Here is a 15,473-nt window from a genome sequence, read left to right on the forward strand (position 1 = left end):
CGCTTATGCCTCCGGGGCCTCGAACTTGGACGTACGGATCATGCCGGCGGCCCGGCCCTTGCCGGCGATCACCAGCGCCATCTTCCGGCTCGCCTCGTCGATCATCTCGTCGCCGAGCATCGCGGAGCCCTTGGCTCCGCCCGCCTCCGAGGTGTGCCACTCGTAGGCGTCCAGGATCAGCTCGGCGTGGTCGTAGTCCTCCTGGGAGGGGGAGAACACCTCATTGGCGGCCTCGACCTGACCCGGGTGCAGCACCCACTTGCCGTCGAAGCCGAGCGCGGCGGCGCGGCCGGCCACCTCGCGATAGCCCTCAATGTTCTTGATCTGAAGGTACGGACCATCAATTGCCTGCAGATCGTAGGTCCGGGCCGCCATCAGGATGTGCATCAGAATGTAGTGATAGGCGTCCGCGCCATAGCCGGGCGGCTGCTCGCCGACCACCAGGGACTTCATGTTGATGGACGCCATGAAGTCGGCCGGGCCGAAGATGATGGTCTCCAGGCGCGGTGAGGCACCGGCGATCGCATCGACGTTCACCAGGCCCTTGGCGTTCTCGATCTGCGCCTCGATGCCGATCCGGCCGACCTCGAAGCCCATGGTCTTCTCGATCTGCGTCAGCAGCAGGTCCAGCGCCACGATCTGCTGGGCGTCCTGGACCTTCGGCAGCATGATGCAGTCGAGGTTCTGCCCCGCGCCCTCGACGACCGTGACGACATCGCGGTACGTCCAGTGCGTCGTCCAGTCGTTGACCCGTACGACCCGTGTCTTGCCGGTCCAGTCGCCGCCGTTCAGTGCGTCGACGATGGTGTGCCGCGCGCCCTCCTTGGCGAGCGGGGCGCAGGCGTCCTCCAGGTCCAGGAACACCTGGTCCGCGGGGAGGCCCTGGGCCTTCTCCAGGAAGCGCGGATTGCTGCCGGGGACCGCGAGGCACGAGCGGCGCGGCCGCAGTCGGCTGACAGGCGCTGGCGCTGTCATGCGGGGACCTCCAGGGGGTCGAGCTGGTTCGCTTTGCGGATCTCGTCGACGATACGGCCGATGATCTCCGTGATACCGAAGTCCTTCGGTGTGAAGACGGCCGCCACTCCGGCTTCCTTGAGCGCGGCCGCGTCGGCGGAGGGGATGATGCCGCCGACGATGACGGGCATGTCGTCCACGCCGGTACGGCGCAGCCGGGCCAGGACGTCCGGGACCAGCTCGGCGTGCGAGCCGGACAGGATCGACAGGCCGACGCAGTGCACGTCCTCGGCGACCGCCGCCGAGACGATCTGTTCCGGGGTGAGCCGGATGCCCTGGTAGATCACCTCGAAGCCGGCGTCCCTGGCCCGTACGGCGATCTGCTCGGCGCCGTTGCTGTGCCCGTCCAGGCCGGGCTTGCCGACCAGCAGCCGCAGCTTGCCGCTGCCGAGCTCGGCCGCGGTCTTGGCGACCTTCTCGCGGACCGCTGCCAGCGGGCTGCCCTCCTCGGCGGTGACCGCGAGGGGGGCGCTGGAGACACCCGTGGGTGCCCGGAACTCGCCGAAGACGTCGCGCAGGGCCCAGGCCCACTCGCCGGTCGTCACGCCGGCGCGGGCGCACTCCAGGGTGGCCGCGAAGAGGTTGGCGTCACCGGCCGCGGTCTTCTTCAGGGTCGACAGCGCCTCCTGGGCGCGCACCTCGTCGCGGTTGTCCCGCCAGTCGTGCAGGGCCTGCACGACCCGCGCCTCATTGGCCGGGTCGACGGTCATGATGGCGGTGTCGAGGTCCGCGGTGAGCGGGTTGGGCTCGGTGGACTCGAAGCAGTTGACGCCGACGATCTTCTCCTCGCCCGCCTCGATCCGGGCCCGCCGCTCGGCGTGCGCGGAGACCAGCTGCGACTTGAGGTAGCCGGACTCCACCGCGGCCATCGCGCCGCCCATCTCCTGGATCCGCTCGATCTCGGCGAGGCAGTCGGTGACCAGGGCGTCGACCTTGGCCTCGATGACATGCGAGCCGGCGAAGATGTCCTCGTACTCCAGCAGGTCGCTCTCGTGCGCCAGGACCTGCTGGATGCGCAGCGACCACTGCTGGTCCCAGGGGCGCGGCAGCCCCAGTGCCTCGTTCCAGGCCGGGAGCTGCACGGCCCGGGCGCGGGCGTCCTTGGAGAGGGTGACGGCCAGCATCTCCAGCACGATCCGCTGGACGTTGTTCTCCGGCTGGGCCTCGGTCAGGCCGAGCGAGTTGACCTGGACGCCGTAGCGGAAGCGGCGCTGCTTGGGGTTGTCGATGCCGTAGCGCTCGCGGGTGATCCGGTCCCAGATGCGGCCGAAGGCGCGCATCTTGCACATCTCCTCGACGAACCGGACGCCGGCGTTCACAAAGAACGAGATACGGGCCACGACGTCGCCGAACTTCTCCGGCGGCACCTGGCCGGAGTCGCGCACCGCGTCCAGCACCGCGATGGCGGTGGACATCGCGTACGCGATCTCCTGGACCGGCGTCGCCCCGGCCTCCTGCAGGTGGTAGCTGCAGATGTTGATCGGGTTCCACTTGGGGATGCTGGCCACCGTGTACGTGATCATGTCGGTGGTCAGCCGCAGGGAGGGCCCCGGCGGGAAGACGTGCGTCCCGCGCGAGAGGTACTCCTTGACGATGTCGTTCTGGGTGGTCCCCGACAGCTTGGTGATGTCGGCACCCTGCTCCTCGGCGACCACCTGGTACATCGCCAGCAGCCACATCGCCGTCGCGTTGATGGTCATCGAGGTGTTCATCTGGTCCAGCGGGATGTCCTGGAACAGCCGCCGCATGTCACCCAGGTGCGACACCGGGACCCCGACCCGGCCGACCTCGCCGCGGGCGAGGATGTGGTCGGGGTCGTAGCCGGTCTGCGTCGGAAGGTCGAACGCGACCGACAGCCCGGTCTGCCCCTTGGCGAGGTTGCGCCGGTACAGCTCGTTGGACGCCTCGGCGGTGGAATGCCCGGCGTAGGTCCGCATCAGCCACGGACGATCCTTCTGACGCTCAGTCATATCAGGCCCGAATCTTCGAGGTTCGAAACGTCCGAGGTGTCTCAGGCGTTCCGGCCGGTGTCTGTGGTTCCGCGCCGCTTACGCGTCGCGGAACCGGTTGATGGCGTCCAGGTGCTTGGCGCGCATCTCCTCGTCGCGCACACCCATACCCTCTTCGGGCGCCAGTGCCAGCACGCCGACCTTGCCCTGGTGCAGATTGCGGTGCACGTCGTACGCCGCCTGACCGGTCTCCTCAAGGGTGTAGGTCTTGGAGAGGGTCGGGTGGATCTTGCCCTTGGCGATCAGCCGGTTGGCCTCCCACGCCTCGCGGTAGTTCGCGAAGTGCGAGCCGACGATCCGCTTCAGCGACATCCACAGGTAGCGGTTGTCGTACTCGTGCATGTAGCCCGAGGTCGAGGCGCAGGTGGTGATGGTGCCGCCCTTGCGGGTGACGAAGACGCTCGCGCCGAAGGTTTCCCGGCCGGGGTGCTCGAAGACGATGTCGATGTCCTCGCCGCCGGTGAGCTCGCGGATGCGCTTGCCGAAGCGCTTCCACTCCTTCGGGTCCTGGGTGCGCTCGTCCTTCCAGAACTTGTAGCCCTCGGCGCTGCGGTCGATGATCGCCTCGGCGCCCATCTTCCGGCAGATCTCCGCCTTCTGCTCACTGGAGACGACACAGATCGGGTTGGCGCCGCCGGCCAGCGCGAACTGGGTGGCGTAGCTGCCCAGCCCGCCGCTCGCGCCCCAGATCAGGACGTTGTCGCCCTGCTTCATCCCGGCACCGTTGCGGGACACCAGCTGGCGGTAGGCGGTCGAGTTGACCAGGCCGGGCGCCGCCGCCTCCTCCCAGCTCAGGTGCTGGGGCTTGGGCATCAGCTGGTTGGACTTGACCAGGGCGATCTCGGCCAGACCGCCGAAGTTGGTCTCGAAGCCCCAGATGCGCTGCTCGGGGTCGAGCATGGTGTCGTTGTGGCCGTCGGAGGACTCCAGCTCGACGGACAGGCAGTGCGCCACGACCTCGTCGCCGGGGTTCCAGGCGTTGACGCCGGGCCCGGTGCGCAGCACGACACCGGCCAGGTCGGAGCCGATGACGTGGTACGGCAGGTCGTGCCGCTTGGCGAGCGGGGAGAGGCGGCCGTAGCGCTCCAGGAACCCGAACGTCGACAGCGGCTCGAAGATCGAGGTCCACACCGAGTTGTAGTTCACGGAGGAGGCCATCACGGCCACCAGCGCCTCACCGGGGCCGAGCTCGGGCACCGGCACGTCGTCGACGTGCAGCGACTTGCGGGGGTCCTTCTCCTTGGTGGTGAGGCCGTCGAACATCTCGACCTCGTCCTTGTGCACGGTCACCGCGCGGTAGGACTCGGGGATGGGCAGCGCGGCGAAGTCGGCGCTGGTGGTGTCAGGCGCGAGGATTGCGTCCAGGATTTCGTTCACGGGGTGCCTCCGGCGGTTGGGGCCTCCCCTCGCTCGAGCGCAGTGGAGCTTGGGGAACCGTTGAGGGAAACGGCTTGAGGGGACGTCGGGGGTGGAGCGGAGGGTGGTGCCGTCGGTTCGGCCGGGGGTGGCGCCGTTTCCGTCGTCTCCGCGGGGCGCGGAGTCGTCGGTCGCGGTGCCTGGCAGCGCTGGTGTGCGCGGGTCCAGCCGCAGCTGGGTTTTCGCCTGTGACGCAGGCGTCCGGGCGGACAGCCACGTAGGGCTGGTGGGACAGCCGGCGCGCGTGGGTTCGCTACGCGCCGGCCGCCCGGACACGCTCAAGGTATGACACCGCGTGCCAGTCGACAAGACACTGAGTGCCAAGAATTTCTCTCAGATGTCATCCGGGCGGCACGCATGAGCGACGGATGACCGGATCGGAGGCGTATTCGACACACAGGGAAATCATTCCTGTACCCGGCGTTAACACGGCAGCGGTTAGGCCATTCGGGTTACGGCCGGGTCGGCTCCGGGACCTCAGCCGCGCGCGGACCCCCGGCGAGCAGCGTGTGGAAGCGGTACAGGAAGACCGCGGCCGGATCGCCGAGCCGGCTGCCCCGGCTCTGCTGCCACGGCGCAGCGGGCGGACTTCAGCCGGCCGTACGCGGCGGCCGCGTGGTCGCCGCTCTTGGCCACCGCGGCCACCGCCGTCTGGTACGACCGCGCCGCGTCCTGGGCGCGTTCCAGCCGCCGGCCCCGAACGCCCGCCGCGCCGGGTCGAGTTCGGCGCGCCACGTGGACAGCACGAGCGAGCCGGGCCTGACAGGCCGTCAGGAGATCACTTACGGTCCTTGATCGCCTTGCGGATCGTGCGCATGACCTCGTCCAGCGGGGCGTCCGTGCGGGCCACCGCGACCAGGACCTCGCCCTCCCGTGAGACGGCCGCCGGGGGCTGCTCCCCCGTAGTGGTGCGGCCGGCGCCGATACCGGCGCCGAAGGTCTCGCGGACGATCTCGAAGGCGTGGTCCAGCTGCGCCTCGACGTCGCCCTCCGCGCCGGCCCGCAGCCAGCGGCGCAGTACGTGGTTGTGCGCGGTCACCACGGCGGACGCGGCGACCTCGGCCAGCAGCGGGTCGTCGTCGCCCTCGCGGTGGGCGCCCTCGTCGAAGTGCCCCAGGAGATAACGGGTGAACAGCCGCTCGTAGCGGGCCACCGAGGCGATCTCGGCCTCCCGGAGGGTGGGTACCTCGCGGGTCAGACGGTAACGGGCGACCGACACGGCCGGGGAGGCCGCGTACATCCGCATGACCTCCTTGATGCCGCGGCAGACCGTGTCGAGGGGGTTCTCGTGCGGCGGGGCGGCGTCCAGGACGGCCTCGGCGCGTACGAGGGTGTCGTCGTGGTCGGGGAAGATCGCCTCTTCCTTCGAACGGAAGTGGCGGAAGAAGGTGCGCCGGGCGACGCCCGCGGCCGCCGCGATCTCGTCGACCGTGGTCGCCTCATAGCCCTTGGTCGCGAACAGTTCCATGGCCGCCGCCGACAGTTCGCGGCGCATTTTGAGCCGTTGCGCGGCCGCCCGGCGGGTGCCGGGAGTGCTGGTCTCGGGGGTCTCGGAGGGCTGCGTGCGAGCGGGCTGGGACATGTGGGGACGGTACTGCATATCTACGCGACCTGCGGCATGAGGTGCCACCTCCGCCCTTGTGAGCGGGGGTGGACCGCCGTCGGGCTCCAGCAGTCCACCCCAGCCTCCCCCTCCCGGGCGGGGGCGCCGCCACGCGTCAGCGCCGGGCGTACTCACGGAAGCCGCGGCCGGTCTTGCGGCCGAGGCAGCCCGCGGCGACGAGGTGCTCCAGCAGCGGGGCCGGGGCGAGCCCCGGGTCGCGGAACTCGGCGTGCAGCACCTTCTCGATGGCCAGGGACACGTCCAGCCCGACCACGTCGAGGAGTTCGAACGGGCCCATCGGGTAGCCGCCGCCGAGCTTCATGGCGGCGTCGATGTCGTCCAGGGACGCGTAGTGCTCCTCGACCATCTTGATCGCGTTGTTCAGGTACGGGAACAGCAGCGCGTTCACGATGAAGCCGGCCCGGTCGCCGCAGTCCACCGGGTGCTTGCGGACCTTGGTGCACACCGCCCGCACCGTGGCGTGCACGTCGTCGGCGGTCAGGACCGTCCGCACGATCTCGACCAGCTTCATGGCCGGCGCCGGGTTGAAGAAGTGCATCCCGATGACGTCCTGCGGGCGCGAGGTGGCGCGGGCGCAGGCGACGACGGGCAGCGAGGAGGTCGTGGTGGCCAGGACGGCGCCCGGCTTGCAGACCTTGTCCAGCGCCTTGAACAGCTCCTGCTTGACCGCCAGATCCTCGGCCACCGCCTCGACCGCCAGGTCCACGTCGGCGAACGCGTCGAGCGAGCCGGCCGGGGTGATCGCCGACAGCGCGGCGTCCCGGGCCTCGGCGGTCAGCCGGCCCTTCTCCACCGAGCGGCCCAGCGACTTGGCGATCCTGGCCTTGGCCTTCTCGGCCTTCTCCAGGCTGCGGGCGGCCAGCACCACGGAGTAGCCGGCCTTGGCGAAGACCTCGGCGATGCCGCTGGCCATCGTCCCGGAGCCGGCGACGCCGACACGGGAGACCGCCCGCCCGGTGGCGTCCCCGCCGGCCGCCGCCGGGCTCTCGGCGTCCGGCACCACCGTGGGGCTGCCCGGAGCCTCGTACGTGTAGAAGCCGCGCCCCGCCTTGCGGCCGGTCAGCCCCGCCTCGGCCAGCTGGCCCAGGATCGGCGCGGGGGCGTGCAAGCGGTCGTGGGACTCGGCGTACATCGCCTCCAGGACCGTACGGGCGGTGTCCACGCCGATCAGGTCGAGCAGCGCGAGCGGGCCCATGGGCAGACCGCAGCCGAGCCGCATCGCGGCGTCGATGTCCTCGCGGGTCGCGTACTTCGCCTCGTACATCGCCGCGGCCTGGTTCAGATAGCCGAAGAGCAGGCCGTCGGCGACGAAACCGGGCCGGTCGCCGACCGAGATCGGGTCCTTGCCCAGGTCGTGGGCGAGCTGGGTGACGGCCGCGACGGCGGTCGGCGCGGTGAGCACCGAGGAGACCACCTCGACCAGCTTCATGGCCGGTGCGGGGTTGAAGAAGTGCACGCCGAGCACCCGCTCGGGGCGCTGCGAGTCGGCGGCCAGCCGTGTCACGGACAGCGCGTTGGTGCCGGTGGCCAGGATGGCGTCCGGACGCACGACGGCGTCCAGTCCGGCGAAGACCTGCCGCTTGAGCTCGTAGTCCTCGGGCACCACCTCGATGACGAGGTCGGCGTCCGCGGCGGCCTGCAGGTCGGTGAAGGTGCGGAAGCGGGCCAGGATGTCCTGGCGCTCGCGCTCGGTGATCCGCTCGCGCTGCACCGCGCGGGCGGTGGCGGCTTCGAGCGTGGCGACGGCGTGCCGGGCCGCGGCCTCGTCGGTGTCGATGCCGACGACCTCGCGGCCGGCTCGGGTCAGCACCTCGGCGATACCGGTGCCCATGGTGCCCAGACCGATGACGGCCACGGTGGAAAGGGACGGTGGGGAGGCTTCAGTTGAGCGATCTGGGGTGGACTGAGGGCCCATCGCGAGACTCCTGAGGGTGTTCCCCTGAAGGCAGGGGAGAAGTGACGACTGAGGGGTGTCCGCGCGGACGCGAGGCGTAGCAAAACGCAGCGGCGGGAAAATACGGCGGTGGGCCGAGAGAGCCGCAGCGCTGCTGGCAGCGCCGGCGGTGTCCGGAGGTGCGGCGGGCCCTGTCCCGGGGCCGTGCCGTCGCTCCGTACTGGTGTCGTGCTGTGCGGTGCCGAACCGACTTCACTCTGTGGCGGCTGCGTCACCAGGCCGCCTGAGCAGTGGTGCTGCTCGTTCCAGCAGGTTAACCGGTGGGTAACCGAAGCGCCAGGGGTAGTGCGGGTCATTAGGCTGTGGTGCAGGCCACGTCGCAGGGACCGGGGCGGCCCGGCGGGAGGGAGCGACAAATGGAAGAGGAATTCCACGAGTTGACGGACCGGGTGCGGGCCGAACTCCGCTCCCCGCAGGATCTGGTCGCCTACGAGCGGTTACTGGGGCTGGCCCGTAAGAACACCCCCGCCGGGCGGGAGGAACTGGCCCGGATGCTGGTCGCCGTCGAACGCCCTCTGTGGGCCCGGGAGATCGCCGCCTTCATTCTCGGCTGCGCCGGCGACAAGCGCGCCTTCGAGACGCTCGTACTGCTGCTGAACTACCGCGACCCGGTGCGCTGCGCCACCGCCGCGCACGCCCTGAGCCGGCTCGGCGACCCGCGCACCGCCCGCGCCGCGGCCGCGCTCGCCACCAACCCGCTGCGCACCGCCTACGCCCTGCACCCGGTCCGGCTGCTCGCCGAGCTCCGCGCGCCGCAGTCCGTACCGGCGCTGATCGCGACCCTGGAGCGGCTGCTGACCCCGCACAACCCCTATTGGCGGGTGGCGCTCGCCTGCGTCGAGGGCCTGGGGGCGCTGGGCGACCGGCGCGCCGTCCCCGCGCTGGCCGCCGCCGTCGCCCACCCCCGGCTCGCGGCGGCCGCGGCGGCGTCGCTGGCGCGACTGGGGGTCCATGAGGTGCCCGGGCAGGACGGGCCCGAGGCGAAGGGGGGCGGCGGCCGGGACGGGGCCGGCGACGCTCAGCGCGGGCCCGGCTCCAGCGGGCGCCAGTAGCGCACCTCCGGGACGCTGCTGCCCGCCACCTCGAACGCCTCCTGCGCCCCGTCCGGCATGAAGCCGGCCCGCTCGTAGAACCGCCGGGCGCGGGTGTTGTCGCGCAGCACCCACAGGTACAGCGCGCGGAATCCGCCCGCCCGTGCGCGTGCCGTACCGGCCGCCATCAGGGCGCGCCCGACACCGGTGCCGATCAGCCCCGGCGCCACATACAGGGCCAGCAGCTCGCCCGCGGCCGGGCGGGCCGCGGACGGCTCATCGGCGCCCGGGGCGACATCGGGGTCGCGGCAGGGCCCGACGCACGCCCAGCCGACGACCGCGCCGTCCCGCTCGGCCACCAGATCCGAGACCGCCGGCGATCGACGCGCGCACCACGAGCGCCGCTGCGCGGCATCCGCCGCCACGCTCATCGCGTCCAGATACGCCTGCGGCATCAGCCCCCGGTACGCGGCCTGCCAGCCGCGGACCCGCACGGCGGAGACCGCGTCGATGTCGGCCTCGGTCATCTCCCGTATCCGAACCCGGTGCGGTGCTCCCGCACCGGACCCGCCCCACGGTCCGTCCCGTTCCCCGTTCATGGACCCGTTCATGACGCACAAGCCTAGGAGGCCGGTCCAAGGGGTTTTCGGGCCGGGGAAAGCGCGCGGCCGCGGGTGTCCGCTTGACCTTGCCCCAGGCGTCAAGGTTCGAGACTCCCGGCATGGAACACCTCACGCACACCGGGCCGACCATGCCCGGAACGGACCACAGGGTCGTGATCATCACCGGGGCCGGCACGGGAATCGGGCGCGCCACCGCCCGCGCCTTCGCGGCGGAGGGGGCGCGGGTACTGGCGGTGGGGCGCCGGGCCGAGCCGCTGGCGGAGACGGCGGCTCAGGCCGCAGGCGCGGGCGGGGAGATCGTCCCGTACGTCGCGGACATCACCGCGGACGGGGCACCCGAGGCCCTCGTGCGCCACGCCGTCGACACCTACGGCCGACTCGACGTCCTGGTCAACAACGCGGCGGTGGTGGGCAGCGGGGCGCTCGGCACCTACACCAAGGAGGGCATGGCGCCGCAGCTGGCGACGAACCTCGTGGCGCCCGTGCTGCTGACCCAGGAAGCGGTGCCCCACCTGGAACGGACCGGCGGTGTCGTGGTCAACATCAGCACCTCGGTCGGCCAGCGGGGGTGGCCGGGCAACTCGGTCTACGCGGCGACCAAGACCGGACTCGAACTCCTCACCCGCAGCTGGGCGGTGGAGCTCGCGCCGCGCGGCGTACGGGTCGTCGCGGTCGCCCCCGGCGCGATCGACACCCCGATCGCGCTGCACCAGGGCTGGTCGCCGGAGCAGCGGACGGCCATCCGGAAGTGGCAGATCGAGCACACCCCCATGGGGCGGGTCGGCCGTCCCGAGGAAGTGGCCTGGGCGGTCACCCGGCTCGCCGCGCCGTCCGCGTCGTTCGTGACCGGGGTGGTCCTCCCGGTCGACGGGGGAGCGGTGGTGGGCTGATCCGGGAACCGGCGTCCCCCGCCGGGCGTTCACTCGGCAGGCAGGAGGGGCCGGCCGCTGTCGGCGGTCGTGGCGGAGAGGGGGACCGGTGCGGATCGGCGAGTTGGCGGCGCTCACGGGGGCGTCGACGCGTGCGCTGCGCAACTATGAGCGCGAGGGGCTGATCGCCTCGCAGCGGGCGGCGAACGGCTATCGGGTCTACGACGAGCGCGCGGCCGTACGGGTGCGCAACATACGGCATCTCCTGGAGGCCGGGCTGACGCTCGCCGACGTCCGGTGCTTCGGCCCCTGCCTGGACGGGGACATGACCACCGCCCCGCCGTCCCCCGTGGGCCTGCGCATCGCCCGTGAGCGGCTCGCCGCCATCGACGAGCGGATAGCCGCCCAGCTGGAGGCGCGCGACCGCCTGGCGCGGGCCCTGGAGGCGGTCCCGGCCGCTTCGGCGTAGGCGTCCGGCCGGGGCGGAGCGGAGCGTACCGCGCGCCCTGGAGGAGGGCGCCGGGGCTCACAGCAGCGTCAACTGGACGGGTTCGGCAGGGGCGTTGGGGGTGTGCCCGCCGGGTGCGGGGGCCGGGGGCGGTGGCGCGATCCGGCGGTGCTCGCCAGGGCGGGCGGGTCCGATCCCGTACTCGGCGGCGAGTTCATGGACCTGGCGGGTGATCCGGCGCTGGTACCACTTCGGGGCGTAGGCGCCGTCCGCGTACATCGTCTCGTAGCGCCGTACGAGCCGCGGGTGGTGGTGCCCCAGCCAGGCCATGAACCACTCGCGGGCGCCGGGCCGCAGATGGAGGACGAGCGGGGTGACGGACCCGGCGCCGGCCTCCGCGACGGCCCGGACCGTGGCGCGCAGCTGCTCCGGTGCGTCCCCGAGGAAGGGGATGACCGGCGCCATCAGCACACCGCACGGGATGCCGTGCGCGGTGAGCGTGCGCACCACGTCCAGCCGGCGCTCCGGGGCGGGCGTGCCGGGCTCGACCGTGCGCCACAGCTCGCGGTCCAGGAAGCCGACGGAGACGGAGATGCCGACGTCGGTGACCTCGGCGGCCTGCCGCAGCAGCGGCAGATCGCGCAGGATCAGCGTGCCCTTGGTGAGGATCGAGAAGGGGTTGGCGTGGTCGCGCAGCGCCGCGATGATGCCGGGCATCAGGCCGTAGCGGCCCTCCGCGCGCTGATAGCAGTCGACGTTCGTGCCCATGGCTATGTGGTCACCGCGCCAGCGGCGCCCGGCCAGCTCGCGGCGCAGGAGGTCGGGAGCGTTGACCTTCACCACGATCTGCGAGTCGAAGCCGAGCCCGGTGTCCAGGTCGAGGTAGCTGTGCGTCTTGCGCGCGAAGCAGTAGACGCAGGCGTGGCTGCAGCCGCGGTAGGGGTTCACGGTCCACTCGAACGGCATCCGGGAGGCGCCCGGGACGCGGTTGACGATCGAGCGGGCGCGCACCTCGTGGAAGGTGATGCCGCGGAACTCGGGGGTGTCGATCGTGCGGCTGACGACGTCCGCGCCGAACAGGGCGGATCGGCTTTCGCCCAGATTGTCCCAGCGCATCGGGCCTCCTTCTGCGTGCTGCCGAGCCCCCCGTTCGCCATAATAGAACAAGTGTTCCCTTGTGGTCCGTCGACCCGGATTTTGGGCGTGCCGCCCAGTGGTGGTTGGCTTGGCGCGCATCGCAGGACCGGCAGCCGAGTACTGGAGGAAGACACACATGGGTCAGGTCGAGGCCACCACGCAGCGCGAGATCGCGGCGGACCCGGAGGACGTGTTCGACGCGCTCGCCGACTACACCGGCACGCGCCAGCAGCTGCTGCCCGAGCACTTCAGCGAGTACGAGGTCCGCGAGGGCGGCGACGGCAAGGGCACCGTCGTCCACTGGAAGCTGCAGGCCACGAGCAAGCGGGTGCGCGACTGCCTGCTGGAGGTCGACGAGCCGACCGACGGCCAGCTGGTCGAGAAGGACCGCAACTCCTCCATGGTGACGACCTGGGTCGTCACTCCGGCCGGCGAGAAGCGGGCCAGGGTCGTGGTCACCACCACCTGGCAGGGCGCCGGCGGTATCGGCGGCTTCTTCGAGCGGACCTTCGCGCCCAAGGGACTCGGCCGGATCTACGACGCCATCCTCGCCAATCTCGCCGCCCGTATGGAGAAGTGACCCCCGCACGGAAGGGCGGCCGCACGCGGAGGCGACGGTGAAGTGGAGTGATCCGTCGTCACTTCCGTCACCCTGAGTGTGTGTCGTCACGCTCACCGGTTCGGGTGGTTTCCGGCGGGCCGAAGTGTCCGGCCCGCCGGATCGCTTCCGTTCGGAAAGCCCTGATGGGAGCCCAATAGGCCGCCGGGGAAAGGCACTTGACGTCCGTTCCCGCCCCGCGCGCCCCCTTTCGTCGCGCTTGAACGCTGTTGTCGCCCAATGCGAGAAATTGGGCGGCAGCAGGCGTGACGAGGGGAGCAGCACGTGGGCGGGACCACCCTGGGCGAGCGGACCGACGCGCCCGCTCCCGGCGCGGCGCCGGTGCCGCTCAGCTCCCGCCGCGTCCGCACGGTCGTCGCCGGCCTGCTGCTGACACTGCTGCTCGCCGCCCTCGACCAGACCGTGGTCGCCACCGCGCTCCCGAAGATCGTCGGTGAGCTGCCCGGCCCGGGCCGGATGTCCTGGGTGGTGACCTCCTACCTCCTGGCGTCGGCGATCGCCCTGCCCCTCCACGGCACACTCGGCGACCTCTTCGGCCGCAAGCCCGTCCTGCTCTTCGCGATCGTCGTCTTCACCGCCGGCTCGGCGCTGGCCGGCTGGTCGCGCACCATGGACGAACTGATCGTCTTCCGGGCCGTGCAGGGCCTCGGTGGCGGTGGGCTCATGATCGGCGCCCAGGCGATCACCGCCGACCTCGTACCGGCACCGGCCCGCGGCCGCTCCATGGGCCTGATCGGCGCCACCTTCGGCCTCGCCGTCGCGGCCGGGCCGCTGGTCGGCGGCCTCTGCGCCGACCACGCCGCCTGGCGCTGGTGCTTCTACCTCAACGTCCCTCTCGGTGTGGCGGCCCTCCTGGTCCTCGCCTTCGCCCTCAGGCTGCCCCGGCCCGCCGGCCGCCGCCGGCCCGACATCGCCGGCGCGCTGCTGCTCGCCGCGTTCTCCACCTGCCTTGTCCTGCTGGCCAGTTGGGGCGGTACCGCGTACGCCTGGAACTCGCGGACCGTTCTCGGCCTCGGCGCCGGCGCGCTCGGTACCGCCCTGCTGTTCCTGGCCGTCGAGTACTTCGCCGCCGAACCGCTGATCCCGCTGCGGGTGTTCCGCGTCTCGGTCTTCCACGTCACCGGCCTGATCGGCGCCGCCGTCGGCCTCGCGCTCTTCGGCGCCGCCGGCCATCTGCCGACCTTCCTCCAGGCGACCGACGCGGCCTCGGCCACCGAGTCCGGGCTGCTGATGCTGCCGGTGCTGGGCGGCATCGTGCTCGCCACGGCCGGCTCGGCCCGGCTCATCGGCCGCACCGGCCACTACAAGGCCTTCCCCGTCCTGGGCTGCGCGGTGGCCGCGGCGACGATGTGGCCGCTGTCGCGGATGCGGCCGGACACCTCACACGAGGTGTGGGGCCTGTGGACGGGCGTCCTCGGCCTCGGCATCGGCCTGGTCGTGCCGGTGCTGGTGCTCGCCGTACGCACCTCCGTACGCGGCCGCGGCCGCACCACCGCGATCAGCGCCCACCACTGCTTCCGGCAGCTCGGCGGCAGCGTCGGCGCGGCCCTCTTCTGCGCCCTCCTCGTCGACCGGCTCCTGCGCCGGCCCGGCGACCGGCTGCCGGGGCCCGCCGCGCTGCCCGACCCGGAGTCGATCACCCCCTACCTCGTGCGCGCGCTGCCGGCCCCGCTGCGCGACGGCCAGGTGGCCGCCTACGCGCACGCCGTGCCGGGGATCTTCTTCTTCCTCGTGCCGGTGCTCGTCCTGGGCCTTGTGCTCGCCTTCTTCCTGAAAGGGAAACCACTGGTGTCCCACACCTCTCCTGCCCCGCAGGCCTCCTCGACCCCGCACGCCCCGTACGGCGAACCGGCCGCCCCTGCCGCCGTACCCCCGGCCCGCCCCGCCACCGACGCGGCAGCGGTCGGCTCGTCCGGCCGCGCGTCCGCGTACGCCCGGCCCCGCGCCCACACGGGGCACCCGGGCGTCCCCGTGTGCGGCACCGTCCAGCACCACGACGGCTCCATCGTGCCGCGCGCCGCGCTCACCCTCATCGACGTCGACGGGCGGCAGATCGGCCGCGGCGCCACCGGCGAGGACGGGCGGTACGCGCTGAGCACACCGGGCGCCGGTTCGTATGTGCTGGTCGCGGCCGCCGGCGGGCACCAGCCGCAGGCCGTCATCGTCACCGTCGGCGAGCGGCCGGTCGAGCTGGACGTGGTGCTCGGCGGCGCCGGGCGCCTGGCCGGTGCCGTCACCACCGCCGACGGCACGCCCGTACGCGACGCCATGGTCACCCTCACCGACGTCCGCGGCGAGGTGGTCGCGACCACCCGCTCCGGGCGTGAAGGGGGGTATGTCATGGGGGAGTTGGTGGCCGGGGAGTACACCCTCGCCGCCAGCGCCCCGGCGTTCCGGCCGACCGCGCTGCCGGTCACCGTCCAGGCGTCGCGCGAGACCCGCCAGGACGTCGAACTCGCCGGTGGCGCGGTGCTGCGCGGGACCGTACGGGCCGGTGGCGGCCGCCCCGTCGAGGACGCCCGGGTGACCCTCCTGGACACCGCCGGCAATGTCGTCGACACCGCGACCACCGGTGCCGACGGGCTGTTCCGCTTCGTGGATCTGTCGGCCGGCGAGTACACCGTGATCGCCGCCGGGTACCCACCGGTGGCCACCGTCCTGCAGATGGCCGGCGGCGGTCGGACCGAACGCGACCTGCAGTTGGGGCACGAGGACTGAGCACCGCCCCG

The 15,473-nt window shown here is 72.1% G+C and carries 12 protein-coding genes; 5 read left to right on the plus strand and 7 right to left on the minus strand.

The features are described 5' to 3' along the window. Positions 1–3: 3 nt before the first annotated feature. From ACZ5XZ_RS07150 to ACZ5XZ_RS07170, 5 genes are all read right to left on the minus strand, one after another. Positions 4–975, minus strand: coding sequence for an HpcH/HpaI aldolase/citrate lyase family protein (locus tag ACZ5XZ_RS07150; RefSeq protein ID WP_468975077.1), 972 nt, complete (start codon positions 973–975; stop codon positions 4–6). Continuing rightward, entirely contained in the window at positions 972–2,984 is a 2,013-nt protein-coding gene (locus ACZ5XZ_RS07155) for a protein meaA (protein WP_468975078.1), read from the minus strand. The genes ACZ5XZ_RS07150 and ACZ5XZ_RS07155 overlap by 4 nt, the downstream gene beginning before the upstream one ends. Positions 2,985–3,062: 78 nt before the next feature. Beyond that, positions 3,063–4,400: a crotonyl-CoA carboxylase/reductase gene (gene ccrA, locus ACZ5XZ_RS07160; RefSeq protein ID WP_468975079.1), complete on the minus strand. Its 1,338-nt coding sequence runs from the start codon at positions 4,398–4,400 to the stop codon at positions 3,063–3,065. An 817-nt stretch (positions 4,401–5,217) separates the two neighbouring features. After that, complete coding sequence (locus ACZ5XZ_RS07165) at positions 5,218–6,021, minus strand: TetR family transcriptional regulator (protein ID WP_384432923.1); 804 nt, start codon at positions 6,019–6,021, stop codon at positions 5,218–5,220. A gap of 136 nt (positions 6,022–6,157) precedes the next feature. Then, entirely contained in the window at positions 6,158–7,978 is a 1,821-nt protein-coding gene (locus ACZ5XZ_RS07170; RefSeq protein ID WP_468975080.1) for a 3-hydroxyacyl-CoA dehydrogenase family protein, read from the minus strand. Between the two features lie 395 nt (positions 7,979–8,373). Here ACZ5XZ_RS07170 and ACZ5XZ_RS07175 point away from each other — a divergent pair, with 395 nt between their 5' ends. Further along, positions 8,374–9,069 carry a HEAT repeat domain-containing protein gene (locus ACZ5XZ_RS07175; RefSeq protein WP_468975081.1) on the plus strand — a complete coding sequence of 232 codons (696 nt, stop codon included), beginning with the start codon at positions 8,374–8,376 and terminating at the stop codon, positions 9,067–9,069. Here the strand turns inward: ACZ5XZ_RS07175 and ACZ5XZ_RS07180 are convergent. Beyond that, positions 9,036–9,575 (minus strand): GNAT family N-acetyltransferase, encoded by a 540-nt coding sequence (locus ACZ5XZ_RS07180; protein ID WP_468975082.1) that lies wholly within the window; start codon positions 9,573–9,575, stop codon positions 9,036–9,038. The two genes, ACZ5XZ_RS07175 and ACZ5XZ_RS07180, sit on opposite strands and share 34 nt — an antisense overlap. Positions 9,576–9,769: 194 nt before the next feature. On the opposite strand from ACZ5XZ_RS07180, the gene ACZ5XZ_RS07185 reads away from it, so the two are divergent. Together ACZ5XZ_RS07185 and ACZ5XZ_RS07190 are read left to right on the plus strand one after the other, a co-directional pair. Then, complete coding sequence (locus tag ACZ5XZ_RS07185; RefSeq protein ID WP_468975083.1) at positions 9,770–10,561, plus strand: SDR family NAD(P)-dependent oxidoreductase; 792 nt, start codon at positions 9,770–9,772, stop codon at positions 10,559–10,561. Between the two features lie 88 nt (positions 10,562–10,649). Further along, entirely contained in the window at positions 10,650–11,009 is a 360-nt protein-coding gene (locus tag ACZ5XZ_RS07190) for a MerR family transcriptional regulator (protein ID WP_468975084.1), read from the plus strand. 57 nt (positions 11,010–11,066) lie between these two features. Here ACZ5XZ_RS07190 and ACZ5XZ_RS07195 read toward each other — a convergent pair whose 3' ends face one another. Further along, complete coding sequence (locus ACZ5XZ_RS07195; protein ID WP_468975085.1) at positions 11,067–12,104, minus strand: Rv2578c family radical SAM protein; 1,038 nt, start codon at positions 12,102–12,104, stop codon at positions 11,067–11,069. 157 nt (positions 12,105–12,261) lie between these two features. Here ACZ5XZ_RS07195 and ACZ5XZ_RS07200 point away from each other — a divergent pair, with 157 nt between their 5' ends. Next, positions 12,262–12,705, plus strand: a complete 444-nt coding sequence (locus ACZ5XZ_RS07200; protein ID WP_468975086.1) for an SRPBCC family protein — start codon at positions 12,262–12,264, stop codon at positions 12,703–12,705. Positions 12,706–13,008: 303 nt separating this feature from the next. Beyond that, complete coding sequence (locus tag ACZ5XZ_RS07205) at positions 13,009–15,462, plus strand: MFS transporter (protein ID WP_468975087.1); 2,454 nt, start codon at positions 13,009–13,011, stop codon at positions 15,460–15,462. The last annotated feature ends 11 nt before the right edge of the window (positions 15,463–15,473 follow it).

It is taken from the genome of Streptomyces sp. NPDC033270 (genome assembly GCF_055576575.1).